Origin of the sequence: Actinomyces ruminicola, from assembly GCF_900103885.1 — a bacterium.
GTDB lineage: Bacteria > Actinomycetota > Actinomycetes > Actinomycetales > Actinomycetaceae > Actinomyces > Actinomyces ruminicola.
In genome coordinates this window covers 65808-83254 of record NZ_FNIM01000002.1, presented here as the reverse complement: position 1 = coordinate 83254, position 17447 = coordinate 65808, and the positions used below count along the sequence as shown (strand labels likewise).

15 protein-coding genes and 1 pseudogene are annotated in these 17447 nt (G+C 68.7%); 8 read left to right on the top strand and 8 right to left on the bottom strand.

What is annotated here, in order from left to right; translation table 11 throughout:
• Positions 1-732 precede the first annotated feature (732 nt).
• From thrC to BLR49_RS03695, 3 genes are all read left to right on the top strand, one after another.
• On the top strand, positions 733-2223 hold the full coding sequence (gene thrC, locus BLR49_RS03705) for a threonine synthase (RefSeq protein ID WP_092533638.1): 1491 nt from the start codon (positions 733-735) through the stop codon (positions 2221-2223).
• A 308-nt stretch (positions 2224-2531) separates the two neighbouring features.
• The gene (locus BLR49_RS03700) at positions 2532-3839 is read left to right on the top strand and encodes an aminotransferase-like domain-containing protein (RefSeq protein ID WP_092533635.1); all 1308 of its coding nucleotides are present in this window, start codon (positions 2532-2534) and stop codon (positions 3837-3839) included.
• 38 nt (positions 3840-3877) lie between these two features.
• The gene (locus BLR49_RS03695; protein WP_092533631.1) at positions 3878-4846 is read left to right on the top strand and encodes a D-alanine--D-alanine ligase family protein; all 969 of its coding nucleotides are present in this window, start codon (positions 3878-3880) and stop codon (positions 4844-4846) included.
• 121 nt (positions 4847-4967) lie between these two features.
• Here BLR49_RS03695 and BLR49_RS03690 read toward each other — a convergent pair whose 3' ends face one another.
• The 8 genes and pseudogenes from BLR49_RS03690 to rpmH all read right to left on the bottom strand — a co-directional run bounded on the left by BLR49_RS03690 (position 4968) and on the right by rpmH (position 10861).
• Positions 4968-6224 carry a ParB/RepB/Spo0J family partition protein gene (locus BLR49_RS03690; protein WP_092533628.1) on the bottom strand — a complete coding sequence of 419 codons (1257 nt, stop codon included), beginning with the start codon at positions 6222-6224 and terminating at the stop codon, positions 4968-4970.
• A 2-nt stretch (positions 6225-6226) separates the two neighbouring features.
• Complete coding sequence (locus BLR49_RS03685) at positions 6227-7147, bottom strand: ParA family protein (protein WP_092533625.1); 921 nt, start codon at positions 7145-7147, stop codon at positions 6227-6229.
• 80 nt (positions 7148-7227) lie between these two features.
• On the bottom strand, positions 7228-7902 hold the full coding sequence (gene rsmG / locus BLR49_RS03680; protein WP_092533622.1) for a 16S rRNA (guanine(527)-N(7))-methyltransferase RsmG: 675 nt from the start codon (positions 7900-7902) through the stop codon (positions 7228-7230).
• Between the two features lie 5 nt (positions 7903-7907).
• Positions 7908-8558, bottom strand: coding sequence for a Jag family protein (locus tag BLR49_RS03675; protein WP_092533619.1), 651 nt, complete (start codon positions 8556-8558; stop codon positions 7908-7910).
• Between the two features lie 44 nt (positions 8559-8602).
• Positions 8603-9787 (bottom strand): membrane protein insertase YidC, encoded by a 1185-nt coding sequence (gene yidC / locus BLR49_RS03670; RefSeq protein WP_092533616.1) that lies wholly within the window; start codon positions 9785-9787, stop codon positions 8603-8605.
• 219 nt (positions 9788-10006) lie between these two features.
• Positions 10007-10306, bottom strand: a pseudogene (yidD, locus tag BLR49_RS03665) (membrane protein insertion efficiency factor YidD); the annotation flags it as partial.
• On the bottom strand, positions 10303-10701 hold the full coding sequence (gene rnpA, locus BLR49_RS03660; RefSeq protein WP_245690403.1) for a ribonuclease P protein component: 399 nt from the start codon (positions 10699-10701) through the stop codon (positions 10303-10305). The gene rnpA and the pseudogene yidD, both read right to left, overlap by 4 nt.
• A gap of 22 nt (positions 10702-10723) precedes the next feature.
• Positions 10724-10861, bottom strand: coding sequence for a 50S ribosomal protein L34 (gene rpmH, locus BLR49_RS03655; RefSeq protein ID WP_073333441.1), 138 nt, complete (start codon positions 10859-10861; stop codon positions 10724-10726).
• Between the two features lie 685 nt (positions 10862-11546).
• Here rpmH and dnaA point away from each other — a divergent pair.
• From dnaA to BLR49_RS03630, 5 genes are all read left to right on the top strand, one after another.
• Positions 11547-13052 (top strand): chromosomal replication initiator protein DnaA, encoded by a 1506-nt coding sequence (gene dnaA, locus BLR49_RS03650; RefSeq protein ID WP_092533607.1) that lies wholly within the window; start codon positions 11547-11549, stop codon positions 13050-13052.
• A 550-nt stretch (positions 13053-13602) separates the two neighbouring features.
• Positions 13603-14736 carry a DNA polymerase III subunit beta gene (dnaN, locus tag BLR49_RS03645; RefSeq protein WP_092533604.1) on the top strand — a complete coding sequence of 378 codons (1134 nt, stop codon included), beginning with the start codon at positions 13603-13605 and terminating at the stop codon, positions 14734-14736.
• Between the two features lie 120 nt (positions 14737-14856).
• The gene (recF, locus tag BLR49_RS03640; RefSeq protein ID WP_092533600.1) at positions 14857-16077 is read left to right on the top strand and encodes a DNA replication/repair protein RecF; all 1221 of its coding nucleotides are present in this window, start codon (positions 14857-14859) and stop codon (positions 16075-16077) included.
• On the top strand, positions 16070-16735 hold the full coding sequence (locus tag BLR49_RS13580) for a DciA family protein (RefSeq protein WP_245690401.1): 666 nt from the start codon (positions 16070-16072) through the stop codon (positions 16733-16735). Before recF ends, BLR49_RS13580 begins: the two co-directional genes overlap by 8 nt.
• A 138-nt stretch (positions 16736-16873) precedes the next feature.
• Complete coding sequence (locus BLR49_RS03630; protein ID WP_092533597.1) at positions 16874-17338, top strand: hypothetical protein; 465 nt, start codon at positions 16874-16876, stop codon at positions 17336-17338.
• The last annotated feature ends 109 nt before the right edge of the window (positions 17339-17447 follow it).

Below are 17447 nucleotides of genomic sequence, written 5' to 3'. Positions count from 1 at the left end.
CTGAGAGCTTGTATCCCATAGCAAGGAAAGATGCGCCTATAGCGGTGACCGAGGCACGAAGCGCCTTCTTGGTCTGGTTGGACGCTGCAGCCCGACGGGGACCTGTAGCCCCCGAAGATCCAGACGTTCCCTCCGCGAACTCAGCCGCAGCATCTTCGTACCCGAAGCTTCTTAATTCCTCTTCAACGGTATCTCCGCTAGCGGCGAGTTGCTCACGAATCTCCGCAATCAGATCGACGGCGTCGTCTTCGGTACCGCCAGTTGCGGCGTATGCTTGCGAGATTGGCGGGCCCGAGCAGAAACCCGTGCCTATAATTGCCCCCGCCGGCCATACCAGCCGGCATCGTCATCGCTGAACGTCGTTTCACAGCAAGTCCCTCCTTTACCGTGGCATTCACCGCCGCTGGCTACGTGAAGTCTATAGCTCTTTATGTTTGCTGGCACTCCTCCCTGTGGAGGGGCTCGCCTGATTCTTCAGGACGGGGCGCCTTCACCAACACGCGAATCCTGTAAGGCCAAGAACTTCGTGAGTACGACTCGCCAGGCCACCGTCTTGGTGCATCTGGAAATCACCGAGACGGACCTACCATCCGCCGGGGTTGCCGTCACCCAGGTACTTTGCGATACCACCTTGTCCCAGCCCCGTCAGCGGATGCGACCGCGGGTAGCCGCAAGGTTCAGCCGGTCGCATAGGATGGGCGCGTTTCACCACGGCGCACGGGAGGGCGGCACATGCAGCACCGCACGCAGGACACGAGCTACATCTCCACCCGGGGCGGCATGGCGCCCACCGGCTTCCTGGACGTGCTCCTATCGGGGCTGGCCCCCGACGGCGGCCTGGCCGTCCCCGCCGCGGTCCCACGCATCACCGCCACCACCCTGGAGGACTGGCGGCCGCTGAGCTATCCGGAGCTCGCGGCCGAGGTCATCGGCCTGTACGCCACCGACATCCCGGCCGCGGACCTGCGCGCGCTCACCGCTGCCGCCTACGGCCCGGAGCGCTTCCCGGCCCCGGTGGTTCCGCTGCGCCCGCTCGACGACGTCGCCGAGGGACTAACGCTGGTGGGCCTGTCCGAGGGGCCGACCATGGCGTTTAAGGACCTGGCCATGCAGTTCCTCGGCCAGGCGATCCCCTACACGCTGTCCCGAGAAGGTCGGGTGCTCAACATCCTCGGCGCCACCAGCGGTGACACCGGCTCGGCCGCCGAGCACGCCTTCCGCGGCCGCGACGGAGTCAGCGTCTTCATGCTCTCACCACAGGGACGCATGAGCGACGTGCAGCGCGCCCAGATGTACTCCCTTGCCGATCCCAACATCCACAACATCGCCGTCGAAGGCGTCTTCGACGACTGTCAGAACCTGGTCAAGGCCATTAACAGCGACCCGGCATTCAAGTCCCGGTACGCCATCGGCGCGGTCAACTCCATCAACTTCGGGCGCATCGCCGCCCAGGTCGTCTACTACGTGTGGGCCTGGTTGCGCGCCTCCGACGGCGTTGCGGGGGGCGACGCCGCGGCGGGATCCGGGGGCGGCGACTCGGCCATCGAGCCCAGTTCCTTCCGCGTGGACGTGGCCGTGCCCAGCGGCAACTTCGGCAACATCTACGCCGGCCACCTGGCCCGCACCATGGGCGTTCCCATCCGCCGCCTGATCCTGGCCACCAATGAGAACAACGTGCTGGACGAGTTCTTCTCCACCGGTATCTACCGGCCACGATCGAGCGTGCAGACCCTGGCCACCTCCAGCCCCTCCATGGACATCTCCAAGGCCTCCAACCTGGAGCGCTTCGTCTGGACGCTGCTGGGCCCGGAGGAGTTCCAGTCCCGCTGGCCCGAGCTGGAGCGCACCGGCGTACTGGACCTCTCGGACCAGCAGGCGCGCCTGGACGAGGACTACGGCTTCGTCTCCGGCACCTCCACGCACGCCGACCGGCTCGCCGCCATCCGGCGGGTGCACGAGGCCACCGGCACCCCGATCGACCCGCACACCGCCGACGGCGTCACGGTGGCACTGCGGGTCATGGAACGAGGTTTCCCGACCCTGGTGCTGGAGACCGCCCGTCCGGAGAAGTTCCCCGAGACCGTGGCCGAGGCGCTCGGCGCCCCACGGCCCGTGCCCGAGGCGATCCGCCGCCTGCTCGACGCCGAGCAGCACGTGGTCGATGTCCCTTGCGACGAGTCGCGGCTGCGGGCACTCATCGCCGCCGACGCACTGCGACCCTGAGCGTGTCCATCAACTCAGCGGGGCCGACATGTTTCACGTGAAACACTCGGAGGGCGGCCCGCGGCGTTTCACGTGAAACACTCGCGGCGACACGTGAAACATCGGCGCACGCGGTGCAGGTGCGGCGTGCACCGGCGACTGCTGCCTCCGTAGCCCAGCCACGCACGGCGGCCGCACCGTCGACGGCCTCACCGACCACCGAGTCGCCCGAGCATTCCCGGCGGGTGTTTCACGTGAAACATCACCGAGAACTCCCGGCGTGGCAGACTGGTCCCCGACGAAGCAAACCCGCCGGGAGGGATGACCACGTGACCGAGACGAACCCACAACGAGGCAACCGGCTGGATCCCTGGCTCGACTCCTACGCCACCCGGGCGTACGGCCTGCGTGAGTCCGAGACCCGCTCCCTGTTCGCCGTCGCCTCCAGGCCCGAGGTGGTCTCGCTCGCCGGCGGCATGCCCAATCTCAAGGACCTGCCGCTCGATGCCCTGGCGGAGGCGACCGCCCGCATGATCCGCAAGGACGGCGGCCGCGCACTCCAGTACGGAAACGGCCAGGGCATGCCGCGGCTGCGCGAGCAGATTCCCGAGGTCATGGCCCTGGAGGGCATCGACGCCGATCCCGAGGACGTCGTCATCACCACCGGCTCGCAGCAGGCCGTCGACATCGTCACCGAGCTCTTCATCGACCCCGGCGACGTCATCCTCACCGAGGCGCCCACCTACGTGGGCTCGCTCTCGATCTTCTCCACCTACCAGGCCGACATCCAGCAGGCACCGATCGACGCCGACGGCGTCATCCCGGAGGCCCTCGAGGAGACCATCGCCGGGCTGGAGCGGCAGGGACGTCGCATCAAGTTCTTCTACTGCCTGCCCAACTTCCACAACCCGGCCGGAGTGACCCTCTCGGAGGAGCGGCGCCCACAGGTCATCGACATCTGCCGGCGCCACCACATCCTCATCATCGAGGACAATCCCTACGGGCTGCTCGACTTCCAGGGGCGCACGCATACCGCGCTGAAGACGCTGGCTCCCGACGACGTCGTCTACCTGGGCTCATTCTCCAAGATCTTCGCCCCCGGATACCGGGTGGGCTGGGCCGTGGCCCCTCCGGCGGTACGCGAGAAGATGAAGCTGGCCTCCGAGGCGGCGATCCTGTGCCCGAGCTCGGTCGGCCAGTTCTCCATCTCCACCTACCTGGACAACTTCGACTGGCGCGGTCAGATCGAGGCCTTCCGCACCATGTACCGCAGACGCCGAGACGCCATGGTCGAGGCACTGGCGGAGTTCATGCCCATGTGCACGTGGAACGTGCCGGAGGGCGGGTTCTACGTATGGGTCGGACTGCCCGACGGCCTGGACGCCAAGGAGATGCTGCCGCGGGCCGTCACCAACCTGGTCGCCTATGTCTCCGGCACGGCCTTCTACGCCGGCGGAAGCGCGGGCCGCGACCACATGCGACTGTCCTTCTGCTACCCGGAGCCCGTTGATATCCGTGAAGGAGTGCGGCGCCTGTCCGAGGTCGTGGCCCACGATCTCGACCTCATCGACCTGTTCGGCCCGGCCCGCAAGCGTCCTTCGGGCGGGGTCTCCGCCCCCTCACCGGATCAGGTCTGATCCACGTCCCGCACGAGTTCAACCAGCAAGGAGCCGTCATGTCAGACACCCCCGAACCCACGTCCGACGCGCCGCTTCGCGTAGCCGTACTTGCAGGCGGCCTCAGCCATGAGCGCGAGGTCTCGTTGCGCTCCGGGCACCGGGTCATGAATGTCCTGAAGCACCTCGGCCACGCCGTCGTCGTCCTCGACGTCGACGCCCGCACCATCCCGTCACTCAAGGCCTTCAGCCCCGACGTCGTCTGGCCGCTGGTGCATGGTGGCCACGGCGAGGACGGCGGGCTGCAGAACGTGCTGATCGCGCTCGACCTGCCCTATGTGGGCACGCACTCCGACGGCTGCCAGCGCGCCTCCTTCAAGCCGACCGCCAAGGCCTCGGTGCGCGCCGCCGGCGTGCTCACGCCCGACTCCGTCACCCTGCCGAAGGCCTACTTCAGCCAGCTCGGCGCACAGGACGTGCTCGGCGTGGTCGCGGGGCACTTGGGTCTCCCGGTCGTCGTCAAGCCGAACCAGGGCGGATCGGGTCTGGGGGTCTCCTACGCCTCCGACGCCGATGAACTGCGCACCGCCATGGTCTCCTGCTTCGCCTACGACGAGCGCGCCCTCATCGAGAACTACGTGGAGGGCACCGAGCTCGCCGTCTCCGTGGTCGACACCGGCGACGGCCCCTACGCCCTGCCGCCGGTCGAGGTGGTCTCCCAGGGACGCTACGACTTCGACGCCCGCTACAACCCCGGACGCTCGGAGTACTTCGTGCCGGCCCGCCTGGACGACGCCGTGCTGGCGCGCGTGCAGGAGATGGCCGTGACCGTGCACCGCACCCTGGGCCTGGGCAACCTCTCCCGCACCGACCTGATTCTCGACGCCGAGGGGCGGCCGTGGTTCATCGACGTCAACGTGGTACCCGGCATGACCGAGATCTCGCTGTTCCCGATGGCGGCGCAGGCCGCGGGCGATCTTCCGGGTCTGTACGACCGGCTGGTCCGCAACCCAGCCGTGCGACCCTAGCTCCGGCCAGGAGCGCGGTGTCCCAGCAGTCGGCGCGGGGCCGCGATGTTTCACGTGAAACATCGCGGCCCCGCGCCCGTGTTTACGACTGCCTCCGTCCGCCGACCCGGTGACGTGGGCGTCAGCCCTCATCCAGCGATGTGCCCGGGGCCAACGCCTCGACGATGCGCGCCAGGTCCTCGTCGCCGGCGAACTCGATGGTGATGCGCCCCTTCTTGGCGCCCCGCGTCACCTTTACGCGAGTGTCAAAGGCGTCGGACAGGCGCGTGGACAGCGCCGGCAGGGGGGTGTTGCGAGTGCGCGTGGAGCCGACGCTCCGGGGAATCTCCACCGCCTCGCCATAGACCGCCACGATCTCCTCGGTGGCACGCACCGACAGTCCCTCTGCCACCACTCGCTGGGCCACGCGCTCCATCGCGGCGGCGTCGGGCAGGCCGAGCAGCGCCCGCGCGTGCCCTGCGGACAGTACCTCCGCCGCCACTCGGCGCTGTACCAGGGGAGGCAGCTTCATCAGGCGCAGCGTGTTTGAGATCTGAGAGCGCGAGCGCGCAATCTTCGCCGACAGCTCCGCCTGCGTACAGTCGAAGTCCTCCAGCAGCTGCTGGTACGCGGCCGCCTCCTCCAAGGGATTGAGCTGCACCCGGTGCAGGTTCTCCAGCAGAGCGTCGCGAAGCAGGTCCTCATCCGCGGTGTAGCGCACGACCGCCGGGATCGTTTCCATCCCGGCCTCCCTGGCGGCGCGCAGCCTGCGCTCACCCATGACCAGCTCGTAGGTGGCGTGCTCGGGAGCCGCCTCGGCATCGGACCCGGAGGCGCCGTCCGCGGGAGCCGCCTGCTGGGGCTGCGTCGCGCCCCCGTCGTCGACCCGGCGGACCACAATGGGCTGCAGCAGTCCAACCTCCTTGATGGAGGTGGCCAGCTCCGCAATATCGTCCTCATCGAAGACCTGGCGCGGCTGCCGGCGATTCGGCACGATCACCTCGATCGGCAGCTCGGCGAAGGTGGCTCCCGGAACGGGCACCAGGTTGAGCTCCTCCGAATCACCCACCTTCGCGCCGACCGATGTTTCACGTGAAACATCGCCGCTCGACGCCGCGTCGCCCGCTCCCCGCTGCGTCCGAGTCTCCGCTCCGGCACGGGTCGACGTGGGCGTGCCGTTGCTCCGGCCGACGCGACGAGTGCGCTTGGATGGCGCCAGCAGAGCTGCGGCGATGTCCTCCGCAGGGCGGGACGCCGAGGGGCTCGCCGCGCCGTCCGCACCCCGGCTGTGCCCCTCGGGGAAGAAGACGTCCGAGGGGCGGCGCGCAGGATTCTCGACTTGTGCATCCGGGATGAGCGCCTGCAGCCCGCGTCCCAGACCGCGCTTCTTCTGAGCCATGGTCATGCCTCCGTAGAGTCGTCCTCAAGCCGCTCACCGGGCGACGTTGCACCCCGGGCGGCAATTTCCAGCGCCAGCTTCTTGTAGGCAACGGCGCCGGTTGAGCGAGGATCCCAGAATACGACCGGGGAGCCGAAGGACGGCGCCTCCGCCACCCGCACCGAGCGCGGGATACGTGTGTGGAGAGTCGCCGCCGGGAAGTAGGTGCGCACCTCGGTCTCGACCTCCTTGGCCAGCGTCGTGCGCTTGTCGAACATGGTCAGGGCGATCATGGACACGGTCAGGTCCGGATTGTGGATCTGGGCGATGCGCTCCACCGAACGCGTCAGCAGCGCCAGTCCCTCCAGGGCGTAGTACTCGGCCTGCATGGGGATGAGCACCTCACCGGCGGCGACGAAGGCATTGATCGTCATAATGCCGAGGCTGGGCGGACAGTCAATTAGTACGTAGTCGATGCGGGGCAGCCCCTGTGCCTCGCGGTCCCGCAGGAACTCCTCCAGGGCCAGGCGCATGCGAGACTCACGTTGGGAGGAGTTGATGAGCTCGATCTCGACCGCGGCCACGTCGATGGTGGAGGGAACGCACCACAGGGTCTCGGCGAAGCGAGTGCCCACGGCCACGTCCTCGATACGAGCTCCCTCCACCAGTACGTCGTAGATGGAGGCCTGCTCCTCGTCATGTGCGACTCCGAGCGCCGTCGAGGCATTGCCCTGCGAGTCGGCGTCGATTACCAGGACCTGCAACCCCGACTCGGCGAGGGCGGCGGCCACGTTCACCACAGTGGAGGTCTTCCCGACCCCGCCCTTCTGATTGGCGACCGCGATCACGCGGGTGTGCTCCGGCCGGGGGAATCCGCCCTCGGCCACTTCATCCAGGGTTGAGCGGTCAGCGCGGAGCTGATCGAAGATGGACGATCCTGACAATCTGCTTCTCCTACGGCGACATCCCGGCGCGCACGCCGATTCGGCCGCTTCAGTCTACGTGAGAAGCAGGTGTCACCCTGTCAGCGCGAGGCCGGCCGCCTCACCTCAACGACCTTGGTGACCCCCTCATCGGGCGTTATCACCTCGTGGATCACGGCGGGCTCGAGCCGCGCGCGCTTAATGACGTACTTCGCCTCGGCCACCTCGGCGTCGGCGCGGGCGCCCTTGAGCGCCAGCAGGCTGGCGCCCGGCTTCAGTAGAGGTGAGGTCATCCTAATGAGTTTTGTGAGATTCGCCACAGCTCGGGCGGTGACGGCGTCGTACTTGGCGCGTAGCTCCTCCGCCCGGGCCCGCTCAATGGCTACATTGTCCAAATCGAGCTCGGCGACGACGTCCTCGAGCCACTGCGTGCGCCGCTCCATGGACTCCACCAGCACCACGTCCAGGTCAGGGCGCAGCAGGGCCACCACGATGCCGGGGAAGCCGGCCCCGGAGCCGATGTCCGCCACCCGGCCACTGGCGGGCAGGAAGGGCACCACCGCTGCCGAGTTCACGATGTGCCTGGACCACAGGCGCGGCAGCTCCCGGGGCCCCACCAGGCCCCTGAGCTCACCCTGCTCCGCGAGCATCTGCGCAAAGTGCTCGGTGGCGCTGAAGGCCGGTCCGAACATCGCACGCACCTGCGCGGTGGGCTCCTCCAGCTGTGCCGGGTCGACTTCCGCCCCGGCGGCGTCAGGGGTGATGGGCGTGCTCATCTGGACTAGGCCTGCTCGGCTTGGGTCGTCTGCGCGGCCGCCTCGGCTCCGGCCTCGGCCGAGTCGATCTCCTCGGCACTGTCGGCAGCAGTGTCGACGTCGCTGTCAATGTCGTCTACGTCGTCAACGTCGTCGGGAAGCATGACCACCACGTGCCGGTGCGGCTCGGTGCCCTCGGACTCGGAGAACAGACCGGCGGCGGCGACCACGTCGTGGCAGACCTTCCGCTCGAAGGGGTTCATCGGCTCCAGCGCCACCGCCTCACCGGTGGCCTTCACCTTGGTGACCGCCTCCTCGGCAATCTTGGTCAGCTCGGCGCGGCGGCCGGCGCGGTAGCCATTGATGTCGAGCATGAGCCGCGAGCGGTTGCCGGTCCGTGCCTGCACCGCCAGGCGGGTGAGCTCCTGGATCGCCTCCAGGACCTCGCCGTCCCGGCCCACGAGGTCGGCGAGCTCGCGCTCATCGCCCTCCTCCGAGGCGATTACCGCCACCGAGGCCCGGCCGTGGTCGACGTCGATGTCGATGTCACCTCCGAGGTCCACGATGTCCAGGAATTCCTCCAGGTAGTCGGCGCCGATCTCGCCCTCCTCCTCCAGGTCCTTGACGGAGATGGCCTGGTGCTTGGGACGCTGGGACTGGGTTGCGTGTTCGCTCATAATGCTTCTCGCTGTCTTTGCTGGCTTGGGGTCTGGAATTGGCCTCAGTGGGGCTTGCGCCTGCTGCTCTTCTTGCTCTTGCCGCCCTCGCCCTTGCGCTTGGCGGCCGCCTGCTTGCGGGCTCGGGCACGTCTCTCATAGCGGCGTCGGGCAATCTCCTCCTGGGTGAGCCCGACGGCGTTGGTGGACTCCTCAGCGGTATTGGTGTCCGTCTCCGAATCCTCCGGGGCGGACTTGTTCACATTGGCCACGGGAGCGTTCTGGGGCCGCTTCTTCTGCCGATCCTTGCGCACCGGCTGGACGCGCTGCCCGGAGGTGACGGTGCCCTCGGCCTCAGCCTTGGCGCGCTCCTCCTCCTCCAGCGAGGGCAGGCCCTTGCGGGCACGGCGCTGGTTCTCGCGGGCGCGCATCTTCTTCTCGGCCTCGGAGCCGGGCGCGGGCATTTTGCGGATGGTGAAGAACTGCTGGCCCATGGTCCACAGGTTGGTGGTCACCCAGTACACCAGCACGCCGATCTGGAACTGTACGCCGGTGAAGGCGAAGAAGATCGGCATGATCGTCATCATCATGCGCTGGGAGCGCATGGCCGGGTTGTCACTGTTCTTGACCGAGTCCGGCATGTTCTTCATGCTCAGCTGCGCCATCGTGTACCACTGGGTGACGCTCATCAGGATGATCATCACCACGGTCACGATCTTCACCGTGATCTCGCTGGAGTTCATGAAGGAGGCGGACAGCGGCGCACCGAAGACGGTGGAGGCCTGCACCTGCTCGGCCAGCGCGGCGGTGAGCGGGCCGATGGAGTCGTGGTCGGCGTATGCGTCGGTGGCGACCGCCTCCAGATTGGCCAGCACCCGGAACAGGGCGAAGAACACCGGCATCTGGATCAGGATGGGGAAGCAGGAGGCGAAGGGGTTGGTGTTGTGCTTGCGGTACAGCGCCATCATCTCCTCCTGCTGGCGCTGCTTGGAGGCGGGGTCGTTCTTGCCCTTGTACTTGTTCTGCAGCGCCTGCAGCTCGGGCTGCATCAGCTGCATACCGCGGGAGGCGCGAATCTGCTTGACGAACAGCGGCATGATGAGCAGCCGCACGAACATGGTCAGGCCGATGATGGAGAGGACCCAGGCGATGCCCGGCCCATCGGGAAAACCGATGAAGACGAGGAATCGATGGATGCTGACCATGACCCAGGCGACGGCGACCATTAGGGGCCACAGGATCGTGTCCATTGCACTCCTTGCTTGAAACGTGCTTGAAAGCTGTGTAGCGGCTGGCGGCGGACCGTTGCCGCTGGCGGCGATGGGGGCAGGTTCTACTGGCGGTTATAGCCGATGCGGCGAGTCTTGCTCCTAGGCGCTGCCGGTGCAGGCAACACCCGGCGCAAGCGGGGCGTCGGCGTCGTCGGGCGGGGCGCCGGAGCGGGGCGGACTCGGCGCTGAGTCACGGGTGTCTGCGGCGAAGCGGGGAACGTCGGGCGGCAGGTGGTAGCGCCACCGGCCCCGGTCGGGAACATGATCGACGCCGCCGCGGGTCAGCGGGTTGCAGCGCAGCAGTCGCCAGGCGGCCAGCAGCACGCCCTTGGCCGCACCGTGCGCCGCAACCGCCTCGACGGCGTATGCCGAGCAGCTCGGATAGTAGCGGCAGCGCCGCGGCAGCCCCGGCGAGATCCACTTCTGATACAGGCCCACCAGGGCCAGCACCGCCCTGGCGGCGACGGACGGGCCGTGATCGTCGTGCTTAGCGGTCATCGGCGCCGCCCGCTGTGTGCCAGTGCGCGGCTGCGCTCGAGCAGCCGATCCAGGTCGGCGGCCAGTTCCGCGCTGGTGGCGCCGTCGGCGCCCGCCAGGCCGCGCACCACTACGCGTGCGCCGGGCTCAAACTCGTCCAGGCGGGCCCGCAGCAGCGCGCGCACCCGCCGTTTGATGCGGTTGCGGTGAGTGGCGCGGGCGACCTGCTTCTTGGACACGACGACGCCGACGCGGGCCGGCGGCACCGATGCACAGCCGACGGCCTCGGCCCCGCCCCGGGTCGGGCGGGAGTCGAGGCCGTGATTCGGGCCGGCGCAGTAGTGCACCACTAATCGACGACTGCCGCTGCGCGCACCGGACCGCACTGCGGCCGAGAAGTCCTCCGACCGCAGCATCCGGTGCGACGCCGGCAGCACCTCAGGCCGCGAGCCGGGCGCGGCCCTTGCGCCGACGCGATGCCAGGACGGCGCGGCCGGCACGGGTGCGCATGCGCTTACGGAAGCCGTGCACCTTGGCGCGGTGACGGTTGTTGGGCTGGAAGGTCCGCTTGCTCACGGGTGTACTCCTGGTGCGATGATCGGAACCGTGCATCGCCAGTCGCGGCACGGTCGCTCGCGCCGGCTGCCCCATGGTTCGGGACGTGACTCCACGCGAACGTCTGCACCACAATAGGGTCACGCTTTCCCCGGGGTCAAACGGATACGGGCGCATTGTGATGAGAACCCGGACACGCTCGACAGGCCGCCTGTGCTCGCCCCCACCAACCCCGCCCCACCCGCCCGGACCGGATACCTCGCGCCCGTCCCCACGGCACCTTGGAGGGCACTTGTCCCGAGGCTGTGAACACCGCAGGCCGCACCCTGTGAACTGCGGGCGGCCGCACCCAGCCGTGAGCCTCCGGCAGCACCCCCCGCGTCGGGTCGGCATCATGCCGCATCCACTCGGTTATGCGCCCGTGCCATCGAGGGTGACATACTCGTCCCCAGTTGTGGACAACCCTGTGGGCAACCGCCTGCCTACGCCGTGGGCCGGCACCCGGTCTCCGGCACCCGCATCCCATCCGAACTCGATGCCGGCTGCGCGGACCGGTGCCCATCCGAAGACCGCGTGAGACGACGTCGGGATCGGTTACGGTTCCCCCAGCGGATCCATCCAGTCGGCGTCCAGCCGACCGGACGATCATCAAGTCAACCATCCCCAACCATCGACCAGTTCTCGAACAGTCAGTCAGGAGTCAGCCGTGGCCGACGAAGCGACGACACAGTGGCGCTCGGCCCTCGAGATCCTTGCAGCCTCGGCCGAGCTCGGCCAGGGCAAGCTGTCGATCATCCGCACCACCCGTGCGGTCGACGTCGACGGCACGCTCGTGCTCATCGTCGGCTCGGGCTTCGCCAAGAACGTCGTCGACAACGCCCGTGAACCGATTGCCCGGGCCCTGCGCCAAGCCGCCGGCTACGACATCCCCTTCGAGGTGATCGTCGACACCTCGCTGGAGTCCTCCGCACCCGTGCTCGTCAACCGTGCCGATACTCCCGCCGTCCGCCTGACCACCCGCCCCGTGGTAGAGCAGATCCCCGAGCACCCCGCCCCGGCAGTCACGGCGCCCACCCCGCCATCCGCGCCCGTGACCGACACCCCCGCTGCCGCGGGGGGGTACCTGGCCGGCCAGCCCTCGCCGGCGGTGCCCGTCCCGGACACCGACTCCGATCTCAACCCGAAGTACACCTTCGACACCTACGTCACCGGTTCCTCCAACCGGCTTCCGCACGCCTCTGCGATCGCTGTGGCCGAGGCGCCGGCCAAGGCCTACAACCCGCTTTTCATCTACGGCGGCTCGGGCCTGGGCAAGACGCACCTGCTGCACGCCATCGGGCACTACGCCCGGCGGCTGTACCCCTCGATCCGGGTCAAGTACGTCTCCAGCGAGGAGTTCGTCTCCGACTTCATCGCCTCCGTGGCCGACGGGCGCATGGACACCTTCAAGCGCCGCTACCGCGAGGTCGACATCCTCCTGGTTGACGACATTCAGTTCCTGCAGGGCAAGGAGCAGACGCTGGAGGAGTTCTTCCACACCTTCAACTCCCTGCACACCGCCAACAAGCAGGTAGTGCTGACCTCCGACCAGCCGCCCAAGGCGCTGGGCGGCTTCGAGGAGCGGCTGCGCTCGCGCTTCGAGTGGGGCCTGCTGGCCGACGTCCAGCCGCCGGACTTCGAGACCCGCACCGCGATCCTGTCCCGCAAGGCCAGCGCGGAGGGCCTGGACCTGCCCGCCGACGTGCTGGAGTACATCGCCAGCCGAGTCACCACCAACATTCGTGAGCTCGAGGGCGCCCTCATCCGGGTGACCGCCTTCGCCTCGCTGACCAAGCAGCCGGTGGACCGCACGCTGGCGGAGCTGGTGCTCAAGGACATCATCACCGACCCGGCCAGCGAGGAGATCACCTCGGCGCTGATCATGGCGCAGACCGCCGACTACTTCGGCATCACCATCGACGACCTGTGCTCGGCCAACCGCGCGCGCACCATCGTTCACGCCCGCCACATCGGCATGTACCTGTGCCGTGAGCTCACCGACATGTCCCTGCCCCAGATCGGGCGCGAGTTCGGCGGCCGCGACCACACCACCGTGATGAGTGCGGACAAGAAGATCCGCACCCAGATGCCCGAGCGGCGCGAGACCTACAACCACGTCGCCGAGCTCACCGCCCGCATCAAGCAGGCGGCCCAGTCCTCAACCGCCTCCTGACGCGCCGACTCCCGCCTCCGTCCGGCCTGGCACCCGCGAGGCCGCCTGACACGCGCATTTGTGCCCCGGTACGAGCTTTTGCACTCTGGTACGCACCGTTTCACCGCACATCAGGGTACAAAAGCTCGTACCAGACACCTGTGGACGCCGCTTGGGAGCGGCGGTGGACGTCCCGGAGGAGTCTGTGGACCACGCGGCCGACGTTTGGGGAGAGGCAGGCAGAGGAACTACCACAATCCACCACCCGGCCGAGGTCTCCACGGAACCACGAATTTGTAATTCCACAGCCCCCCGGCGCCCAGCGCCGCCACAAGCACCGTTTATCCCCAACATCCACACCACCTACCACCCCTACCAGACTTGTCATTCACCGCGCATCAACACTCGCCCGCACTGGGACGCCGAGCCACCCGTCCCGCCGCCCGCAACCGGAGCCGGCTGTGGCCGCAGGGCCCGCGGTGCGGCGGAAGCTCGTAAGCGTCTACACTCGGCCGCAAACCGCATACACCACGCACGCGCCGGGAGCGCCCGGCCGCCGAGGAGGCACCACATGAAGCTCAGGGTCGACCGCGACGTCCTGGCCGACGCCGTCACATGGACCGCACGCTCCGTGCCGGCGCGCCCCCCGGTGCCCGTGCTCGCCGGCGTCCGCCTGGAGGCCACCGCCGCCTCCCTGATCCTGGCCTCCTTCGACTACGAGGTCTCCGCCCACTGCGAGATCCCGGCCGACGTCGAGGAGGAGGGTGTCGTGCTCGTCTCCGGCCGGCTGCTCGCAGACATCGCCAAGGCGCTGCCGTCCAAGCCGGTGGACCTGGAGGTCGAGGGCACCAAGGTGACCGTCACCTGCGGCGCCTCCCACTTCTCCCTGGCGGCCATGGCCGCCGACGACTACCCGGCGCTGCCGCAGATGCCGGGGGTGGCCGGAACCGTTGACGCCCACGACCTCGCCGAGGCCGTCTCCCAGGTCTCCATCGCCGCCTCCCGTGACGAGACCCTGCCGCTGCTGACCAGCGTGCAGATGGAGGTCGACGGCGCCGCCCTGACGCTCATGGCCACCGACCGCTACCGGCTCGCGGTGCGGGAGATGACCTGGCAGCCGCAGGATCCCGAGCTGGCCACCCACGCGCTGCTCAAGGCCCGCACCCTGTCCGACGTCGCCAAGTCGCTGACCTCCACCGGCGACGTGACCGTGGCACTCACGGAGGCCGACTCGGCCGCCTCCAGCCTCATCGGCTTCGAGGCCGGCGGTCGCCGCACCACCAGCCTGCTCACCGACGGCGACTACCCGCCGGTGCTGCGACTGTTCCCCGAGTCCACCACGATCCACGCCACCGTCGGACGCGAGGAACTCATGGGCGCCGTGCGCCGCGTCAGCCTGGTCGCCGACCGGGCCGCCCCCATTCACATGTCCTTCACGGCCGGCAACCTGGCGCTGGACGCGGGCCAGGGCGACGACGCGCAGGCCTCCGAGCAGCTGGTCGCGCACCTGGACGGCGAGGACATCGCCACCGCCTTCAACCCCGCCTACCTGCTCGACGGCCTGGGCGCCATCAACCAGCCCTACGTGCGCTTCGACTTCACCCACCCGTCCAAGCCCGCAGTCCTGACCGGCATGAGCGCCATCGACGGCGAGGAGGACACCTCCTTCCGCTACCTGATCATGCCGATCCGCTTCGGAGCCTGAGGACGGCGTCGGCCCAGATGTGTTCGGCTGCCAGCCGCGGGGCGCGCCGCGGGCGGGTGACTAAGCGAGTAACGGGCGGGCGCCCGCCGTCGGGAATCGGTCCGGGGGGGCGCGGCCGTCATGTACGTCTCTGACCTCGCACTGGACGACTTCCGCTCCTTCCAGGAGCTGGTCCTGTCTCTTCAGCCCGGGCCGACGGCGTTCATCGGCCCCAACGGGCAGGGCAAGACCAACCTGGTGGAGGCGGTCGCCTACCTGTCCACCCTGTCCAGTCATCGGGTGGGCACCGACACGGCACTGGTGCGGCGCGCTCCGGCCGGCACTCCGCAGCCGGCCGGAGCCGTCATCCGCGCCAAGGTGGTTCACGGCGAGCGCCCCAGCGTCCTGGAGCTGGAAGTCATCGCCGGACGCGCCAACCGGGCCCGCCTCAACCGGAGCGCCGCCCGCCCGCGCGACCTGCTCGGGGTGCTGCGGACCGTCGTCTTCGCCCCGGAGGACCTGGCGCTGGTGCGTGAGGAGCCGGGTGTGCGCCGGCGCTTCCTGGACGACCTGGCGGTGACCCTGCGGCCCGCGCTGGCGGGCGTGCGAGCCGAGCACGACAAGATCCTCGCCCAGCGCGCCAGCCTGCTGAAGTCCGCCCGGGCGACGCGGGCTTCGACCGCCTCCATGCTGTCCACCCTTCAGGTGTGGGACGCCCAGCTGGCCGCGGCGGCCGCCCGCCTGATCTCCGCCCGCGTCGACGTCGTGCAGCGACTGCGCCCGTGGGTGGCCGACTGCTACGGCCGGGTCAGCCAGGGCCGCTCGGCCGCGCGCATCGCCTACCGCTCCAGCCTGCTCGCCCACGAGGGCGCCGCCGAACCCGAGCCGACTGCCGAGGCGGCCTTTCTGGAGGCTGAGGAGTCGCTGGCGGACTCCGCAGCCGTGGCCGTCCGCCTGGAGCAGGCCATGGGTGACCTGCACGCCCGCGAGATCGACCGGGGCGCCAACCTGGTGGGCGCTCACCGCGATGACCTGTCCCTGTTCCTGGACGCCCTGCCGGCCAAGGGCTTCGCCTCCCACGGGGAGCAGTGGTCCCTGGCCCTGGCGCTGCGGCTGGCCTCCTATGAGATGCTGCGCCACGACGTGGACGCCTACGGGGGTGACGGCGAGCCCGTGCTCATCCTCGACGACGTATTCGCCTCCCTGGACGAGGCCCGACGTCGTGCCCTGGCCGGCATCGCCGCCGACGCCCAGCAGGTGCTGCTCACCGCCGCCGTGGACGACGACGTGCCCGCCTCCCTGGACGGCGCCCGCTTCCACGTGGCCAACGGCGAGACCGGATCCCAGGTGCTTCATGACTGAGCCGCGCCTCGACCCGACCGCGGGCGCCGCGGAGGCGTCCACCCCCGGCCCCGCCGGCGCTGATTCGGCCGATGTGCTGGCGGCCCGGGCCCTGGCCCGAGAGCGCGGGCGCGCCTGGGATGCCGGCCAGGCCCGCCGCGCCCTGAGCCGGCAGGTGGCGGACGCCGATGGCGTGGCCGCCTGGGACCGGCGTCGTCGCTTCGGCCCGGATGCCGAAGGCGACGGCGTCGATGCCGCTGATATGGACCGTGGGCCCGGCCTGCCGCCCGGCCGTGACCGGCCCGGACCCACCCGTTTCGATCCGCGCACCGGCAAGCAGGATCTGCGCCGCTACGCGCAGCGGCACGGCTGGGCGTCGAAGCTGGCCATGGCCAGTGTTTCGGTGCGCTGGCGGGAGATCGTCGGCGAGCAGATCGCCGATCATGCCGTTATCGAGCGCTTCGAGCCCGGCCGTCTGACCCTGCGGGCCTCCTCCAGCGCCTGGGCGCAGCAGTTGCGGCTGCTGCTGCCAGGTATTGAACGCCAAGTCGCACAGGCTCTGGGTGAGGGCGGCGGCGCCGTCGAGATACGGATCCTGGGTCCCGCCGGTCCCACCTGGCGGCACGGACGCTTCGGCGCCGCCCGCGGTGGCCGCGGTCCCCGCGACACCTACGGGTAGGCCATCGTGTAAGCGGTCGACGCCGCCGAGAGACAGAGCTGCTCCAAACCCAGCCGGCAAGCACCGCCGGCGCACCACACCCTCGAACACGAAGAGTTTCTTCAAGTGGGCTCGCCGGGAAGCAAGGATACTGACTTGATGAGATCGATCATCACCAGTGCTCAGATCGAGGTTGTTTGCCGCCTAGCAGGCAGTGCTGACGGCTTGGACAACGCTGCCGAGGCTACCAGCAGTGACATTCAGTTTGATCCGACGAGTTATTCTGTTGCTATCACGGAGTATGTTGTCACGCCGGACGGAAGACGCATACTTGTCGCAGACGACCGTGGCTTCTTCGGCCGTGTAGTGGAGACAACCGTGGAGGCACCGCTTTCCACTCACACGCAGGCGGCACCTCCGTATTGCATCACGAAGGACGAGTTTGATAGGTCAGTGATGCTTGCTATAGGCCCGGATGATGAGGAATGCGATGAACTGTACGATCTGGATGCCTTTCAGTACGCGTTATCGCGACACGGGGTTGACTATACCCGGAAAGAGCTGCGTGAACTGCCGGTCAATATCGTATACGACGAGGGTATTTCGCGCCTGATAGAGGGTTGAGTGGTGTTCTTGTCCGAGGAGGATGCGTCGGCTTTCCGGCGCCACGGGCAACAACACGCCATTGGTTCCGCCTTACGGCTGAACGCCCATGCGGGAGCATCAAGCCCCA

Coding starts and splice junctions, on each gene's coding strand:
- recF (WP_092533600.1), top strand. CDS start 14,857: ATGTACGTCTCTGACCTCGCACTGGACGACTTCCGCTCCTTCCAGGAG.
- BLR49_RS03695 (WP_092533631.1), top strand. CDS start 3,878: ATGTCAGACACCCCCGAACCCACGTCCGACGCGCCGCTTCGCGTAGCC.
- rsmG (WP_092533622.1), bottom strand. CDS start 7,902: ATGAGCACGCCCATCACCCCTGACGCCGCCGGGGCGGAAGTCGACCCG.
- BLR49_RS03690 (WP_092533628.1), bottom strand. CDS start 6,224: ATGGCTCAGAAGAAGCGCGGTCTGGGACGCGGGCTGCAGGCGCTCATC.
- BLR49_RS03675 (WP_092533619.1), bottom strand. CDS start 8,558: ATGAGCGAACACGCAACCCAGTCCCAGCGTCCCAAGCACCAGGCCATC.
- dnaN (WP_092533604.1), top strand. CDS start 13,603: ATGAAGCTCAGGGTCGACCGCGACGTCCTGGCCGACGCCGTCACATGG.
- yidC (WP_092533616.1), bottom strand. CDS start 9,787: ATGGACACGATCCTGTGGCCCCTAATGGTCGCCGTCGCCTGGGTCATG.
- BLR49_RS03630 (WP_092533597.1), top strand. CDS start 16,874: ATGAGATCGATCATCACCAGTGCTCAGATCGAGGTTGTTTGCCGCCTA.
- thrC (WP_092533638.1), top strand. CDS start 733: ATGCAGCACCGCACGCAGGACACGAGCTACATCTCCACCCGGGGCGGC.
- rnpA (WP_245690403.1), bottom strand. CDS start 10,701: ATGCTGCGGTCGGAGGACTTCTCGGCCGCAGTGCGGTCCGGTGCGCGC.
- BLR49_RS13580 (WP_245690401.1), top strand. CDS start 16,070: ATGACTGAGCCGCGCCTCGACCCGACCGCGGGCGCCGCGGAGGCGTCC.